Origin of the sequence: Leisingera sp. ANG-M6, assembly GCF_000813905.1 — a bacterium.
Classification (GTDB): Bacteria; Pseudomonadota; Alphaproteobacteria; order Rhodobacterales; family Rhodobacteraceae; genus Leisingera.
On record NZ_JWLG01000016.1, the window covers coordinates 19802 to 35432 of the forward strand.

The 15631-nt window shown below is 67.8% G+C and carries 12 protein-coding genes; 2 read left to right on the plus strand and 10 right to left on the minus strand.

Annotated features, from left to right (window positions below; all coding sequences use genetic code 11):
• From RA24_RS14915 to RA24_RS14940, 6 genes are read right to left on the minus strand one after another with little or no spacing between them, the layout of a single operon-like run.
• On the minus strand, nt 1–1275 hold the full coding sequence (locus RA24_RS14915) for an oligosaccharide flippase family protein (RefSeq protein WP_082020372.1): 1275 nt from the start codon (nt 1273–1275) through the stop codon (nt 1–3).
• Complete coding sequence (locus RA24_RS14920; RefSeq protein WP_039192555.1) at nt 1275–2447, minus strand: polysaccharide pyruvyl transferase family protein; 1173 nt, start codon at nt 2445–2447, stop codon at nt 1275–1277. The genes RA24_RS14915 and RA24_RS14920 overlap by 1 nt, the downstream gene beginning before the upstream one ends.
• Entirely contained in the window at nt 2437–3633 is a 1197-nt protein-coding gene (locus tag RA24_RS14925) for a glycosyltransferase family 4 protein (protein WP_039192557.1), read from the minus strand. The genes RA24_RS14920 and RA24_RS14925 overlap by 11 nt, the downstream gene beginning before the upstream one ends.
• Before the next feature lie 10 nt (nt 3634–3643).
• On the minus strand, nt 3644–4618 hold the full coding sequence (locus RA24_RS14930; protein ID WP_019294865.1) for an NAD-dependent epimerase/dehydratase family protein: 975 nt from the start codon (nt 4616–4618) through the stop codon (nt 3644–3646).
• A gap of 60 nt (nt 4619–4678) precedes the next feature.
• A complete protein-coding gene (locus RA24_RS14935) occupies nt 4679–5845 on the minus strand; it encodes a nucleotide sugar dehydrogenase (protein ID WP_039192560.1) in 1167 nt (388 codons plus the stop codon).
• 4 nt (nt 5846–5849) lie between these two features.
• A complete protein-coding gene (locus RA24_RS14940) occupies nt 5850–7310 on the minus strand; it encodes a mannose-1-phosphate guanylyltransferase/mannose-6-phosphate isomerase (RefSeq protein WP_019294863.1) in 1461 nt (486 codons plus the stop codon).
• A gap of 313 nt (nt 7311–7623) precedes the next feature.
• Between RA24_RS14940 and xrtE the strand changes: the two genes are divergently transcribed.
• Nucleotides 7624–9222 carry an exosortase E/protease, VPEID-CTERM system gene (gene xrtE, locus RA24_RS14945; RefSeq protein ID WP_039192563.1) on the plus strand — a complete coding sequence of 533 codons (1599 nt, stop codon included), beginning with the start codon at nt 7624–7626 and terminating at the stop codon, nt 9220–9222.
• 189 nt (nt 9223–9411) lie between these two features.
• Nucleotides 9412–9924, plus strand: coding sequence for a hypothetical protein (locus tag RA24_RS14950; RefSeq protein ID WP_039192565.1), 513 nt, complete (start codon nt 9412–9414; stop codon nt 9922–9924).
• 258 nt (nt 9925–10182) lie between these two features.
• On the opposite strand, the gene RA24_RS14955 is transcribed toward RA24_RS14950, so the two are convergent.
• The 4 genes from RA24_RS14955 to RA24_RS14970 all read right to left on the minus strand — a co-directional run bounded on the left by RA24_RS14955 (nt 10183) and on the right by RA24_RS14970 (nt 15570).
• Nucleotides 10183–10410, minus strand: a complete 228-nt coding sequence (locus tag RA24_RS14955) for a hypothetical protein (protein WP_039146712.1) — start codon at nt 10408–10410, stop codon at nt 10183–10185.
• Between the two features lie 186 nt (nt 10411–10596).
• Nucleotides 10597–11283 carry a YjbF family lipoprotein gene (locus RA24_RS14960; protein ID WP_241480948.1) on the minus strand — a complete coding sequence of 229 codons (687 nt, stop codon included), beginning with the start codon at nt 11281–11283 and terminating at the stop codon, nt 10597–10599.
• A 2-nt stretch (nt 11284–11285) separates the two neighbouring features.
• Complete coding sequence (locus RA24_RS14965) at nt 11286–13499, minus strand: YjbH domain-containing protein (protein ID WP_039192568.1); 2214 nt, start codon at nt 13497–13499, stop codon at nt 11286–11288.
• Nucleotides 13500–13689: 190 nt separating this feature from the next.
• Nucleotides 13690–15570 carry a polysaccharide biosynthesis protein gene (locus RA24_RS14970; protein ID WP_019294857.1) on the minus strand — a complete coding sequence of 627 codons (1881 nt, stop codon included), beginning with the start codon at nt 15568–15570 and terminating at the stop codon, nt 13690–13692.
• Between the last annotated feature and the right edge of the window lie 61 nt (nt 15571–15631).

Genomic DNA, 15631 nt, shown 5'->3' on the forward strand with positions numbered 1-15631 from the left:
TCAGCCGGCCTCCTTCTGCGAAGCGTTGCGGGATGCTGCCAGCCGCCAATACCAGAAAAGCATGGCGGTCATATAGGGGACAGACAGCCAGACGGAGGTGCCGAGGGCCCGGAACATGCTGCCGCCACCCCAGTGCCCCAGCAGAAAGCCGCCCAGGAAGACCGCGGTCTGACCGCAGGCCACCGCCAGCATCGCCTTCTGGCGGCCGGCCAGAAGATAGCAGGGCGCCACGGTGGCAAGCACCATCTGCAGGACGATATAGGGGGCAAAGACGGCCGCCATCAGGCCGGCCGGCTGCCATTGCGGCCCCAGCACCAGGACAAAGAGATCCGGCCCGAAGAGGACCAGGACGGCGGCGGTCAGCGCGCCAATTCCCAACAGCGGTGCCGCGGTTGCCTTCAGCGCGCCCCTGAAAGACCCGGCCTGGCGCTGTTCTTCTGCGGCGGAGCGGAAGAACACCTGGCTCAGCGCCCCCGAGACAAGCGTGGAGGGCATCATCACCACCCGGAACATCATGAAATAGGCGCCGGCCTCGGCGGCGGAGTAGAGGGCGGTGATCAGGGCCGCCATGATCCAGCGGGACACCTGGTTCACAAACACATGCGGCAGGTTCCAGAGCGGCTGACTGGCATAGAACCGGGCCAGCCGGCCGGCATAGCGGCGGCCGCGCGCGCTGCGCCAGAGGACGGGGCCTTTGCCCCCGGCCCGCAGCACCGGCAGGATGGACAGCGCCGCGCCCAGGGTTTCGCCCGCAATCAGCGCCCCGGTGCCGCCCCAGAGCGCATAGGCCAGAGCCACCTGGAGGGCGAAGGCGGCGGCAGGTTTGACCACGCGGGCCGCGGACACCGCACCGAACCGGCCCAGCCGCACCGCCATGAAGCTGAGCGAGGTCTGGACGGAGACAAAGAAGCCGGCCGCGGGCACCGCCATCCACGCCGCCCCCAGGGAGGCGCCGCTCCAGGCGTCGAGCTGGTGCCGGAACAGCCCGGACAGCAGCACCAGGGCAAGCGCCGCCGCCAGCGCCGTTGCCTGCGCCAGCTGCAGGGTGTGCCGGGCCCGGGCCTGGGACCGGCACAGCATGATGGCCTGCTCGTAGCGCCCGGCCAGGGAGGCGCCCAGCACCTGCATGCCGAAGAAGAACAGCGCAAAGGTGCCGAAATCCTCCGGCGAAAACAGCCGGGACAGGACCGGGTAGGACAGGATGCCGATCGCCTGGGAGGCCAGAACCCCGGATCCCATGACCGCACCGTTGCGCAAGAGGCCCCTGGGTTTCATCACCGGACGGCACTGCTGCCGAAAAACGCATCAAGGGCTTTCCGGATCTCCGCGGCGTTTGCGGCAAAGGCCTGCGCGAGGGTGCCGCGCCATGTGCCGCGGTCCGCAACAAACCCGGCCAGGGCGCCGGCATTGGCATCCGCCGGGGCGCCGGCCTCCAGGATCAGGGGGGCGAGCCCGGCCTGTTCGAACACCCCGCGGATCTTCTGTTCGCCGCTGTTCAGCAGCGGCACCGGGATGGCCCCGCGGGAGGCGGCGATGAGCAGCCCGTGCAGCCGGTTGGAGACAATCACGGCGGCCTCGCCGTAAGCCTCCAGCGCGGCGTCCAGCCGCCCCTCGCAGCTGCCGGGGAGGGGCAGGATCCCGGCTCCGGTGAGCGCGGCCAGGCGGCGGTTGCAGGCCTCGTCCCGGGCCACCTGCCAGCCGAACACGGGGTCCAGGCCCATCTCCCTGGCCTGCGCCACCAGGGGAGCCAGATGTTCTGCAAACGCCTCGGCCCCGGTGCCGGGGTCGCGGAACATGAACAGCGCCTTGCCGCCGCGCCCGGAGGGGGCGAAGTCCAGCAGGAAGGCCAGGTCGGGCACGATCCCGGCCCGGATGCCCGCGGCTTGCAGCGCCTGCAGGGAATAGCCGTCCCGCACCGTGATCTTGCCGGATCTGTCTGCGGCCCGCTGCAGCCACGCCTGTTCGCTGCGTCCGGCCTGCAGCCGCGAGGCGCCGATTTGGGCAATCTCCAGGAAGGGCAGCCGCGACAGCAGGCCCATGGCCCGGTCCCGCTTCCGATTGGGCCTGGCGCGGGTGACGTCGCCGCAGGACAACAGCATCACGCTGCCCGGCGGCAGCAGGCTGCCGAGCAGGAGCCGGAGCAGGCCGCGCGCCCTGCCGCGCAGGAATTCCGCCTGCGGGGCGCCTGCCGGCAGCCAGGACGCAATGTTCGCCCGGTACCAGTCCGGCGCCTTGCCGGTGAAGATGCGCAGCCGGGCCCGCCGGGCGGTTTCCCGGAGCAGCAGCGCGTTGATCACCTCGTCCCCGAGGTTTTCGAATTGCGTATCAAGCGAGACATAGACTGGCATCGAAGAGACTTTCCTGAGCGGACGGCCCTGAAGGCCCTGGGTGCAAGCGCCCTGGGGCAGCGGGCCGGCCTTCTCTGACCGCTTCAGGTCATAGGCCATTGCGGGCTTCGCTGAACAGGGTTTCGAACTTGTCCGCAACGCGTTCCAGGTCGAAATGCGCCTCGGCATAGGCCCGGCCGGCCGCGCCGGCGGCCTGGCGGGCCGCCGGGTCATCGCGGAAGGCCTGCGCGGCAGCGGCAAACCCTTCGGTGTCTTCGGGCTCCACAACCTGTCCCGCACCGGTTTCCCGCAGGATCTGCGCCGCCAGGTTGTCGCCCGGCGCGGCCAGCACGATGGGGCGGCCGGCACAGAGATAGGACAGGATCTTGGAGGGCACCGAAAAGGTTCCCGCCTCCCGTTCGATGACCGCCAGCAGAATGTCCCCCGAGGCCAGGACCTGCGGGAACACCTCAAAAGGCTGCAGCGGCAGAACCCGCATCCCCGGCAATGTGCCGTCTGCAGCCCGCGCCGCCAGCCCGTCCGCGCCGACGCCCGCCGACACCAGCACCACCTGGTCCCCAGCCGTGACAGCCCGTGCAAGCCCGGCCAGAAGCTCCGGGTTGTGCTTCATGGCCAGGGTGCCGGAATAGAGGAACCGGGTGCCCGGGCCCAGGCCGTTGGCCTGCGCCCAGGCGGTGTTCCTGTCCAGCACGCCGATCTCATCCAGCGCCCCCCAGTTGGGGATCACGGACACGCGCTCCCGGGGGATGCCCCAGGCATCGGTCTGCGCCCGGAAGCTTTCGGTGATGTGCAGGACACGGCTTGCGCGCCGCATCTGGCGGCGCTCAAGAAACCGGTAATAGCCGCCGATCAGGTGGCCCGGCCCCGGCAGTTTCCGGGCCAAAAGCCTGGAGGCCGCCACCGAGTAGAAGTCCTGGCACCAGTAGATGAAGGGCGTGCCGGTCTGCCTGCAGGCCCTCTGGATGCCCTCCTGCGCCTCGGTCGGCGTGTTCCCGGAAATCACCACATCCGGCTTCATGGCGCAAATGGCCTGCCCCAGCTCCTGCCCGTAGGCGATATCGCCGGCCCGGCGCCGGAGAAAATCCGTCTTCGAGTAGCGGAGATCCTGCCCCGCCGGCAGGAAGGCGAGCGTGTCCGCGTCGCCTTCGGTGCGGGCCATCCGGCCCTTGGGGCCGGTATCGCCCGCAAACCAGGCATGGGTGACCCTGTGGCCGCGCCGGGCCAGCACGCGGGACAGCTCCGCCTGAAACGGGTGGCCCGCAAAATCATGAAGCAAGATGTGCATCCGGCGGCCTTCAGACGTGGTTGGGACGGCGGCTCAGCTCTCCGGAAATCCAGTCGAAGGTCCGCTCCATCCCGGTCCGCAGCGGCATCTGCGGCGCCCAGCCGAGGCGTTCGGCGATCAGCCGGTTGTCGGAATTGCGGCCGCGCACGCCTTCGGGGCCGGGGATGTTCCGGATCGAGATGCTCTTGCCGGAAATCTCCGCCACCATGCGGGCCAGATCGTTGATCGAGATCATCTCCTCGGAGCCGATATTGACCGGGCCTTCAAATTCCGAGCGCAACAGCCGGGTGGTGCCTTCCAGGCATTCGTCGATGTAGAGGAAGGAGCGGGTCTGCAGCCCGTCGCCCCAGACTTCGATCTCGCCGCCGTCGGGGGTGGCGGCCACTTTCCGGCACAGGGCCGCCGGCGCCTTTTCCTTGCCGCCGTCCCAGGTGCCTTCGGGGCCGAAGATATTGTGGTAGCGCGCCACCCGGCATTCCATGCCGAAGTTCCGGTTGTAGGCCAGATAGAGCCGTTCCGAGAACAGCTTCTCCCAGCCGTATTCACTGTCGGGGTTGGCCGGGTAGGCGCTGTCTTCGGCGCAATTGGGATTGTCCGGGTCTTCCTGGTTGTGGCTCGGGTACATGCAGGCCGAGGAGGAATAGAACACCCGCTTGATGGTCCGCTTGTGGCAGGCATCCAGCACGTTCAGGTTGATGGTGGCGGAGTTGTGCATCACGTTGGCATCGTTTTCGCCGGTGAAGATATAGCCCGCGCCGCCCATGTCGGCGGCCAGCTGGTAGACCTCGTCGAACCGGCGGTCGATGACGCTGCGGACCACCTGCTGGTCCCGCAGATCGCCGATCACGAAATCATCGGCTTCGGTTTCCGCGTGCTCGTGGAATTTGATATCCACGCCGCGCACCCAGAACCCTTCCCGTTTCAGGCGCTTGACCAGATGCCCGCCGATGAAGCCCCCGGCTCCCAGAACAAGTGCGGTCTTCATGTCGTTCTCCTTCGTAAATGCTTTTAAAGATCGGTTTCAAAAAAGGCTTCCGTGCCGGGCTCAATCCGCCCCGGACAGGTCGCGGGTAAAAACTTTTTCCGCCACATCGCGGAGCTCGCCGCTCAGCCGGTTGGCGACAATCAGATCGGCTTCCGCCTTGAAGGCGGCCAGGTCGCGGACCACCCGGGACCGGAAGAAATGCGTCTCCTCCAGCACCGGCTCATAGACGATCACCTCGACCCCCTTGGCCTTCAGCCGCTTCATGATGCCCTGAATGGAGGACTGGCGGAAATTGTCCGAGCCGGCCTTCATCACCAGCCGGTGGATCCCCACCACCTTGGGCCCGCGCATCAGGATCCGGTCGGACAGGAAATCCTTGCGGGTGCGGTTGGCGTCGACAATGGCGCGGATCAGGTTCTGCGGCACATGGTTGTAATTGGCCAGGAGCTGCTTGGTGTCCTTGGGCAGGCAATAGCCGCCGTAGCCGAAGGAGGGGTTGTTGTAATGGCTGCCGATGCGCGGATCGAGGCCGGCACCTTCGATGATCTGGCGGCTGTCCATGCCGCCGGCCATGGCGTAGCTGTCCAGCTCGTTGAAGAAAGCCACCCGCATCGCGAGGTACGTGTTTGCAAACAGCTTGATCGCTTCCGCCTCATCCGGGCCGGTGAACAGCATCGGCACATCGGTTTCCGCGGAGCCTTCCAGCAGCAGCCCGGCAAAGGCCCGCGCGCGTTCTGACTGCTCGCCGACGATGATGCGGCTGGGATGCAGGTTGTCGTGAAGCGCCCGGCCTTCGCGCAGGAACTCGGGCGAGAAGATCACCTGGTCCGTCTCCAGCTCCGCCCGGATCCGGCGCACATAGCCCACCGGGATCGTCGATTTGATCACGATGGCGGCGGTCCGGTTCACCGCGATGGCCTGGCGGATCACCGCCTCCACCGAGGCGGTGTCGAAACAGTTGGTCCTGGGGTCGTAATCCGTGGGCGTGGCCACAATCACGTAGTCGGCATCGCGGCAGGCCGCAGCCGCATCCAGCGTGGCGGTCAGATCCAGCGGGCGGCTGGCGAGGAACTCCTCCAGTTCCGGGTCTGCGATGGGGCATTTGCGGGCATTGACCATCCTGACCCGGTCCTGCGACAGGTCAACGGCGGTGACCGTGTGGTTCTGCGCCAGCAGAACCGCATTGGACAGGCCGACATACCCCAGTCCTGCAACCGCGATTTTCATGCCCTCAGCCCCGCGCGTAGACATCTTCGTAGCGGATGATGTCATCCTCGCCGACATAGGCGCCGGTCTGCACCTCGATCAGCACCATCGGCACCTTGCCGGGGTTCTCCATCCGGTGCACCGCGCCCAGCGGCACATAGACGCTCTCGTTCTCGGTCACCAGCTTTTCGACCCCGTCCACCGTCACCTTGGCGGTGCCCTCGACCACGATCCAATGCTCGGAGCGGTGCACATGGCTCTGCAGGCTCAGGGCCGCGCCCGGGTGCACCAGGATCCGCTTGACCTGGAACCGGTCGCCCACTGCCAGGCTCTCGAACCAGCCCCAGGGGCGGTGGTCCTTGGGGAACTGGGTGGCCTGGGGGGCGGCCTTCTTCTTCAGCGCCGCCACCGCCAGCTTGACGTCCTGGGCGCGGGATTTGTCGGCGACCAGAACCGCATCGTTCATCGCCACCGCCATAATGCCGTCCAGGCCGATGCCGACCACCTCCAGCCGCTCGCTGTCGGCGCGCAAGAGCGTGTCCCGGCAATCAATTGCGGTGGCGCCGCTGCTGGTGACGACGCCGTCTGCATCCGGGGTGCTCTCGCGCCAGACCGCATCCCAGCCGCCCAGGTCGGACCAGGCCGCATCAAAGGGCACCACCGAGAGGTTCGCGGCCTTTTCCATCACCGCATAGTCGATCGAGATATCCTCGGCAGCGCTCCAGGGCTCAGGCGCCAGGCGCAGGAATCCGAGATCGGGCTTGGCCTGATCCAGCGCCGCCTGCACCGGCGCGATCAGGGCCGGCGCATGGGCCTTGAAGGCGGCGATGATATCGGCGGCGCGGAACAGGAAGATGCCCGCGTTCCACTTGAAATTGCCCGCCGCCAGCATCTCGGCGGCCCGGGCCGCATCGGGTTTTTCCACGAACTGCTTGAGCGGCACCGCACCGCCCTCCGCGCCCCCCCCGGTCTTTGGCGCAGCGGCCAGCTCGAGATAGCCATAGGCGGTTTCGGCATGGGCGGGGGTGATGCCGAAGGTGACCAGCTGGCCCGCTGCCACTGCCTCAAGGCCGCGGGCAACGGCGGCGTGGAAGGCCGCGGTATCCGGAACCACATGGTCCGAAGGCGCCACCAAGAGCACCGCATCGGGATTGTCCGCCCGGGCGCGCAGGGCCGCGGCCAGCACCGCAGGCGCGGTGTTGCGCCCCTCCGGCTCGATCAGGATGGCGCCGGGGTCGATGCCTGCGCCCTGCAGCTGCTCGGTGACGATGAAGCGGAAATCGGAGTTGGTCAGCACCATCGGCGCGGCAAAGCGCAAGCCCTCTGCCTGCCCCGGACCCGGCCGGGCGGACAGCCGCCGGGCCGAGGCCTGGAACAGCGTCTCTTCACCCATCAAAGGCACGAACTGCTTGGGGTAGCTCTTGCGCGACAAGGGCCACAGACGGGTTCCGGAGCCTCCGCACAGGAGGACGGGTGTAATCAACATGATTAAAACTCGATTAAAGCTTGCCTGTCTCCGGTCCTAGTGAATGCGTGCCGCACTGACAAGCCTTAGGGGCGAAACGCCGTAAAAAATTCATCTTGTGATTTAGCTGGCGGGACTGGGCACAGCCTGCGGAAGGGATGGCGGCTGCGGCTGCGGGGCGGGCAGGTTTCCGCCAGAGGGCCTGTGCAGAGGCGGCGGCGGCGGCCCCGGCAGGGATGACGCCGGCCGCAATACGTGCCATTGATCCGGGCACCACAGATATGCTCCGGAACAGCGGCACGGCAGGGGCCGGGAAAGGCAGGCAAGGACAGTGATGCAGGCGGTTTACTCAAGGCCATTCCTCCCCCGGCTGGCGGTCTTTGCGGCCGTCCTGCTGGCCGAAGTGCTGGCCATCCGCTTTGCCTTTCAGTTCAGGGAGGCGTTTTCCTGTGCCGCCACCACGCTGCCCGGCCTGTGCGCCTGGATGAAAACCCTGCCGCTGCGCACGGTCTTTTCGGGCCTGGCCCTGGCGGCTGCGGTTGCGCTGAAGCCGTCTCTCTGGGGCGCGCGCGGGGCCCGGCCGGCCGCCGCTGCCGGGCTGCGCCCGAAGCCCGCGCTGCTGCATCTGGGGGGGCTGGTGCTGCTGTTCGCACCGCTCTGGCAGCTGTCCTTTGCGGATCTGGAGGCCCGGTTTGCCCTGCTGGCGCCGGTGTTTCTGCTGGGCGCCTTCTGCGCCGCCGCGGGGGCGCTGCTGTGGCTGATGCCGCTGCGGGCCTGGCGGCAGGGGCTGTCCGGCAGCGGGCTGGTGCTGCCGCTCACCCTGGCGGCCTTCTTTGCGCTGCCGGATATCGTGGACGCCTCCGGGGCCGTCTGGGGCGACAATCAGCTGCTGACCCGGCTCACCTTTGCCGCCGTGGACCAAGTCCTGTCGCTGTTTCACACCACAGTCACCAGCCTGCCCGAAGAGCGCATCTTTGCGCTCAACGGCTTTGCGGTCCAGGTCGGCGATGCCTGCTCCGGGATCGAGGGGTTTGCCCTGATTGCCCTGTTCATGGGCGGCTATGCGCTGCTCTGCCGCGGCAGCCTGCGCCTGCGGCCCTACTGGCTGGTGCTGTTCCCGCTGGCGGTGCTGCTGAGCTGGGCCTTCAACGTCCTGCGGATCTCGGTGCTGATCTGGATCGGCGCCTATGTCTCGCCGGCGCTGGCGGTGGAGGGGTTCCATTCCTACGCGGGCTGGCTGGTGTTCTCGCTGCTGGCGCTGGCGATCCTGATTTCCGCCCACAACATGCCGCTGTTTCAAAAGCCGGCGGCGGACAGCGCCCCGTCTTTGGCCCCGTCCCTGGCGGCGGATCCGCTGTTTGCCCGGATCGTGCCCTTCATCCTGTTCATGATCAGCGGCACGCTGACACCGCTGTTCTGGGAGGTCCCGTCCGACGGCTACCCGCTGCGGGCGGCGCTGATGCTGCTGGGGCTGGGGCTGTTCTGGCCCGCGCTCAAGACGTTCAGCTGGCGGGCCGGGCCGCTGGACTGGCTGGCGGGCGCCGCGGTGGCGGCGCTGTGGCTGTGGACCGCACCGGAAAGCGGCGGCAGCACCGCCGCGGCGCCGGATCCGGTCTGGATCATCTCCCGCCTGCTGGGCACGGTGCTCCTGGTGCCGGTGATCGAGGAGCTGTTCTTCCGCGCCTATGTGCTGGAGCGCATCGCCGGCGGCCCCGGCGCGCCCGCCTGGCGGGCCTGGGCCGGGCTGGCGGCCAGCAGCCTGCTGTTTGCGGCGCTGCACGGCCGCTGGCTGGCCGGGGGCGGGGCGGGGATCGTCTTCGGGCTGCTCTACCTGCGCAGCCGCCGCCCCGGCGGCGCGGTGCAGGCGCATATCCTGGCCAATGCCCTGATTGCCGCTGCCGCCCTCGCGGCGATGGATTTTGATCTGCTCTGATCCGGCCTTTGCGGACAGGCCTGTTCAGAAAGTGCGGCGCGGCGCGGCGGCGCAAACCCTTAAAATTTGCCTAACATGAGATCTAAAGTGTTGATAATGTGCTAATTTTTGCCACATCCGCAACCCGGTCAGCGCGCAACACTTTCTTAATCAGTCTCCAACGCCCGTTAACGCTTTGGAGGCCTGACCATGCTGGCACAGAACATCGCATCTTCCGCCGCCGCCCAAATTGGCCGCCGCCGCACCCTGTTTCATTCCGCCGCAAAAGCCGCCGCCGTGCTGGGCCTGGCGCTGATGGCGCTGCAGCCCTCTGCCGCCGCCGCCCAGCAGACCTATGTGGTGGGCAGCGACCGCGGCGGCTATCTGCATGACCGGCTGATCGAGCTGAAGAATCTGCAGCAGAACGGCGTCCGGGTCGAGATCCGCGGCAAGGTCTGCTATTCCACCTGCACCATGTTCCTCGGCCTGCCGGGCGCCTGCGTCGATCCGGCCACCACTTTCGGCTTCCACGGCCCCTCGCGCGGCGGCCGCCGCCTGACGCAGGAGAAATTCGACTACTTCAGCCGGGTGATGGCCGGGTATTATCCGGCGCCGCTGAAGAGCTGGTTCATGGCCGAAGGCCGCAACCGGATTTCCGGGGTCCACAAGATCAAAGGCAGTGAGATCATCCGCATGGGCGTGCCGGCCTGCCGCAACGCCTGACGCAGGCCTGCGGGACCCGCTGCCGGCAGGGCCGTGTGCCCGGCTGTTTCCCACGCCCCCGCTGCAGGAGCTCCCGCGGCGGGGGCGTACTCTTGTGCGCCGGCCGGATCGGCGATTCTCGCTCGCAACCATAGCCTGTAATGGGTATTATGGAAAATAACTCCGGGCAGCCCGGGAGGCGGACAAAAAAACGGGCCTCGGTTGAGGCCCGTTTTCCAAAGATTGCGGCGCCGCCGGTGCCGGCGGCAGGCCGTCAGATCAGTTGGTGGTGGTGGTGGTGGTGGTGCTGACGGAATCGTCGTCGTTGGCAATGATGCCGACGACCAGCAGAGCGCCAGCGACAGCGGCAGCGGTGCCAGCGGTCACGCCGGTGCCGAGCAGGCCGGTGTTTTCGCCGCCGGTCGGTGCCGGAGCGGTTTCCTGAGCGGAAACGGCAGTTGCCGACGCCAGGGCTGCCAGGGTCAGAGCGGACAGAAGATTTTTCATTTTCAAACTCCTTTGGAGAACTGTGATAGGTGCGTTGAGGCGACCTTATGGGAGGCGGATGGTTATTTCAACGTATGGAATAGCGGCAAAACTGTTGAAATCCCGTTTGCATTGAAGATTTTTTCCGCCCGTTGCCGCAATGCCGCGGGGACAGGGTGGAAACCGGCGCGGAAAACCGGCGCAGCCTCACCGCTGCAGCTGGCGGATTCGGATATATCCGATCTCCGGACCAGCCCATTGCCGCGATTGCCAGACCAGGGTGCGCCCCGGGCGGGAATCAACCCAGTAGTCATTGACCACCGCCCCGCCGGCGCCTTCGCAGCGCTCCTGCAGGTGGCGGGCCGGATGGGTGATCTCGACAATTTCCACCGGTTCCGGGCCGAGGTCGTGCAGGCTGCAGGCCATGTTCAGCACCCGCTGGCTGTTGCCATCGGCGCGCACGGTATAGCGGCGCGCGCCGCCGCGCGCCGGGCCGCCCTTGCCGTCTGCGGCCGGCACCTGCGCCGACAGCAGCCCGCCGCCCAGGCCGCGGGTGGCAATCAGCATGCCCTGGCGCAGCGCAACGGAGGCATTGTCCCGGCTGCGCCAGACCTCGATTTCGCCGGCATGGCTGTCGCGGCGGCGCAGCCCCGGGGTCAGGTAGGCGGTGACCGCGCGATTCTCGATGGTGAGCTCGATATGGGGCAGGGTCTCGTTGTCCAGGAGCGCCCGGGTCAGCTTGGGCAGCGGCGGCGGGCTGCGGCGGCGTTTGAACTGCTCTGCCACCGCCTGCACAACTTCCAGCTCGGCCTGGGTCTTTTCCGGCCCCTGGCTGCAGCCCGCCAGCAGCAGCGCAGCGGCCAGGGCGGCGGCGGCCATCCGGATCATGCTCATGCTCATTCCCAGAACCTCGCGCGCTGGTCTTCCAGGCTCTTGCGATGGGCCTCGCGCACCGGACCGTAGAGCCGGTCCGGCACCGCCACCCGCTGGCCGCCGTCGCGCTGGGTCGGGCGGATGGTCAGGCCGAAGCCCGACCGCGACGGTTTGCCCAGCATCCAGTCGACCGGAATGCGGAAGCGGAAGCCCTTGTCAAAGGAGCCCTCGCCGAAATCCTCGGCGGAAACATTTGTCAGGGTAAAGAAGGCGCCGACCAGGAAGCCGTTGTCGAACTCCCGGTTCAGGCTGAAGGTGCCGCCGTAGTCGCCGGCCAGGTAGCGGCCCGCATCCAGCTGCAGCAGATAGCCCTTGCCCAGTTCCGCATAGGCCGAGGCATGGCCGGTGAAGGTGCGGTAATCGCGGAACGAAAACCGCTGGTCGAAATCGCGCTGCACCACATAGTTGGCCTCCAGCCCGAAGCCGATGCGGCTGTTCACCGGTTTCCACAGCACCTCGCCCGAAATGCCGCCGTACATCGTCTCAAACAGGCCGGCGGTGGCGCGGGCATAAAGGTTGCGGCCCGGTTTCCACAGGCGGCTCACATAGAGGTTTTCCAGGGTGGTGCCGAACTGGGCGTATTCGCTCTGGTCGGTGCGCACATGCGGCAGCACCGAGTTGGAGGCGCGGCCGTTCTTCACATTGCCGGCCAGCCGCTGGCGGATGGTGCCGGCGATGCGCCAGCCGGGCGCGGGCGCATATGAGGCGGTGAAATCGAGGCCCGCATCAATCCGGAACGGCTTTTCGGGATCGAAATAGGCGGGCTCGGTATAGGGGCTGATGGAGCTGGCAAACGCCGGGTACAGCTCGCTGGAGAACAGCGCATCCGCGGGCAGCGGCCCGGCGTCCTGCACCCCGGCGGCGGCGAACAGCGCGTCCGCGGCTTCCGGGTCGAACTCCAGCGCCTCCAGGTCGGAACGGCGGATCTCGATCACAGACAGGCCGAGGCCGCGGCGCACCGGCACCAGCCGGAAGCTCTCCACCGAGGGCGGCAAGGTCTGGGCCAGGGCGCGGGCGGCGCGGCCCGCTGCCTGGCTCTGCGAGCGGTAGCGGATGTTGCGGTAGCGCAGCTCGGCGCTGGTGCCGGTGAGGGTGATCGCCTCCAGCACCAGCCCGTCCGCCTTCAGCGCCTCGGCGGCCCGGTCGCGGACGGTGCGGGACTTGGTTTCGCTGGCGGCCCAGTCCTGGCTCCAGTGCGCCTCTTCGGTGGCCCATTGGCTGCGCGGGTTGACAGGGTGCGGCGCCGGCACCGCCATCAGGGTGGGCGGATGCTTCGGATTGAGCTGGATCTGCGCGGTCAGGCCGATCTCGGAGCCATAGAGGTAATAGGCGCCCAGGCGCACCCGGTCGGAATACTGGTATTCCACCCCGAAGTTGGCGGCCGATTTATGCTCGAACACATCCGATCTGCGGGTTTCGGTCACATAGGCGTCGGTGGAATATTCCGCCTTCAGGCTCCAGCGCTCATCCGGCTGCCATTCAAAGCCTGCAAAAGGCGCGACGGGGCCGCGGAACCACTGGTCCGTGGCCAGCTTGCCGCCGGTGCTGCCGCCGACAAAGCCGGGGCGGGTGCCGGTTGAGCCGATGCCGCCGTTGCTGCCGAGCCGCCCCCAGCCAAGCCCTGCCGAGATCTTCAGCCGGCCGGGACCGCGGCCCCAGCCCAGGGCGGCGGCCTGAAACCGCTTGGTGGCAACAAAATACTCTGCGGCATAGATGCCGGTGCCGGCAAAATCCTGCAGCCCCATGGTGACCTCGGGCAGCCAGCCGCGCTCTTGCCAGAGCCGGGCGCGCACATCGAAGCCGCGGTCGTAATAGGTGCTGAAGCCGAACAGGTTCAGGTCCTGGATGCCGTTGTAGCGGAACGAGGCGCTGAGCCAGGGCAGCGCCTGGAAGGTGATGTTGTAGCGCGACGTGCCCGCGAACCAGGAATAGGTGACCGCATACTGGCCGTCAGGCAGCATTTCGGCGCTTGGCATATCGATGAGGCCGGGGCTGCCGTAGAAGTTGAGGCTGGGCGGCGGCAGCGGTTTCAGCCGCGGCGCCGCGGCTTCCGTGCCCGGGGCCGCCTGCGGATCGTCGCGGGTGATCTGCGGCACCTCTGCCTGTCCCGGAGCGGCAGCCAGGCACAGCAGCGCCAACGCTCCGGTGCTGTGCAGAAGGGTCTTGATCGGGGTCACGGGGAAACCTGCCTTATGGAACTGCCTGCCGCCGGTCTTCGCGGTCCCGGCCTGTTGTCTGTGGCCCGCTTAGACCATGGGGCGGGCGGCGGATCAATTGCCGGCGGCGCCGGGGCCGCGGTTTTGCCGCCATTGCTGCCCCCGGGCCGCACTCCGGCCCGCCTGCCCGGCCGCAGAGGCCGGCGCGTTGTCAGGAACTCTTGCGCTCCGGGGCCGGCGCCTGGCAATAGCCTTCGACCCAGTGCCGCACCACCTGCAGCGCCGCCGCCTCGTCGCCCGCGGCCACCGCCTGGCGCAGGCTGCGCAGGAAGCCCGCGACCTCGATCTCCGACAGCACGGTTTCGCGGGCGCAGAAGATCTTCTGGTGGCGGGTGTGGATCAGCTCCTCGCTGAGGGTCAGCTCTTCTTCCATCTTCTCGCCGGGGCGCAGCCCGATGATCTCGATGGCGATGTCGCCCTCGGGATGCTCTGCATCGCGCACCGTGTGGCCTGCGCTTTCGATCACCTGGCGGGCCAGCTGCAGGATCGGCACCGGCGCGCCCATATCCAGCACGAAGACCTCGCCGCCCTTGGCCATGTCGCCTGCCTGCAGGACCAGCTGCACCGCCTCGCTGATGGTCATGAAGAAGCGCTTCACATTCGGGTCGGTCACGGTGACCGGGCCGCCGCGGCTGATCTGCTCCTGGAACAGCGGCACCACCGAGCCGGAAGAGCCCAGCACATTGCCGAAGCGCACCATGGTGAACACGGTGCGGCTGCCGAAGCGGGTGGCCAGGTCCTGCACAATGAGCTCTGCCATCCGCTTGGAGGCGCCCATCACATTGGTGGGGTTCACCGCCTTGTCCGACGAAATCAGGATGAAGCGCTCGACGCCTGCGCGCGCCGCGGCGCGGGCCAGGGTCTGGGTGCCGAAGACATTGTTGGCCAGCCCCGGCAGCGGGTTGGCTTCGACCAGCGGCACATGTTTATAGGCGGCCGCATGCAGCACCACCTGCACCTCATGGGCATTCAGAACCATCCGCACCTGGCGCGGATCGGTGACCGAGCCCAGGACCGGCACCAGCTCGATGCCGGCTTCCTCGGCCAGCGGCCCCAGCTCCTGATGCACGGTGTAAAGCGCCAGTTCGCTGAGCTCGAACAGCACCAGCTTGGACGGGCGGCAGGCCAGCACCTGGCGGCACAGTTCCGAGCCGATCGAGCCGCCGGCGCCGGAGACCAGCACCGATTTGCCCTGGTAGGAACCGGCCGCTTCCTGCAGCGGCACATCACGCGCGGCCCGGCCCAGGAAGGCCTGCGGCGCCACCGGCGTCAGCTTGTCGACCAGCGCCTCCTCGCCGATCAGCTGGGCAAAGGAGGGCAGCGCCTGCACCTCCAGCCCCAGTTTCTGCAGCCGCTGGGTGATCTGCGCCTGGCGCGGCTGGCTCTGCGAGGGCATCGCCAGCAGCACCCGGCGGATCTGGCGCGCCTGCACGATCTCGGCAATCCGCGACGGCGCGAACACCGGCAGCCCGACCAGGGTCAGCCCCTGCAGCGAGGAGTTGTCATCGGCAAAGGCGACCGGGTCGATGCCGCTGTGCGCCTTCAGCGCCTGCGCCAGCTGGGTGCCGGTATTGCCGGCGCCGTAGATCAGCACCCGGCAGCGCGGCTTGGCGCGGCGGTAAACGGCCAGCACCAGCTGCAGCATCGCGGCGCGGGTGACCACCATGAACAGGAAATAGCAGATCGCAAACACCACATGGGTGCCGGGGCCCAGCACCGGCCCGAAGATGGCGGTGAGCGCCGCCAGCACCAGCGCGGTGCCGGCAGCCAGCAGTGCGCTTTGCGCCGCGGCGTGGCGCTCATAGGCGTTGAGCTGCACATAGGGCAGCCCCAGCCACAGGGTCAGCGCCGCGGCGGCGGCCATCACATAGGGCAGCAGCGGCGACAGCTGCGCCAGGGTGGCCAGCGCCGGCTCCGGCAGCGGCTGCACCTCAAGGGTGAACAGCAGCGCCAGCGGCAACAGCGCCAGGTCCACCGCCAGGAAGACGTAGGATTTCTGCCTGCGCGACAGCGCGCTGATCAGGTTGTACATGCCTGTTTGCCCTTGAATGCCTGCATTCCTGCCCTGCTCTGTATCCGTTTGCCTGTTCCGG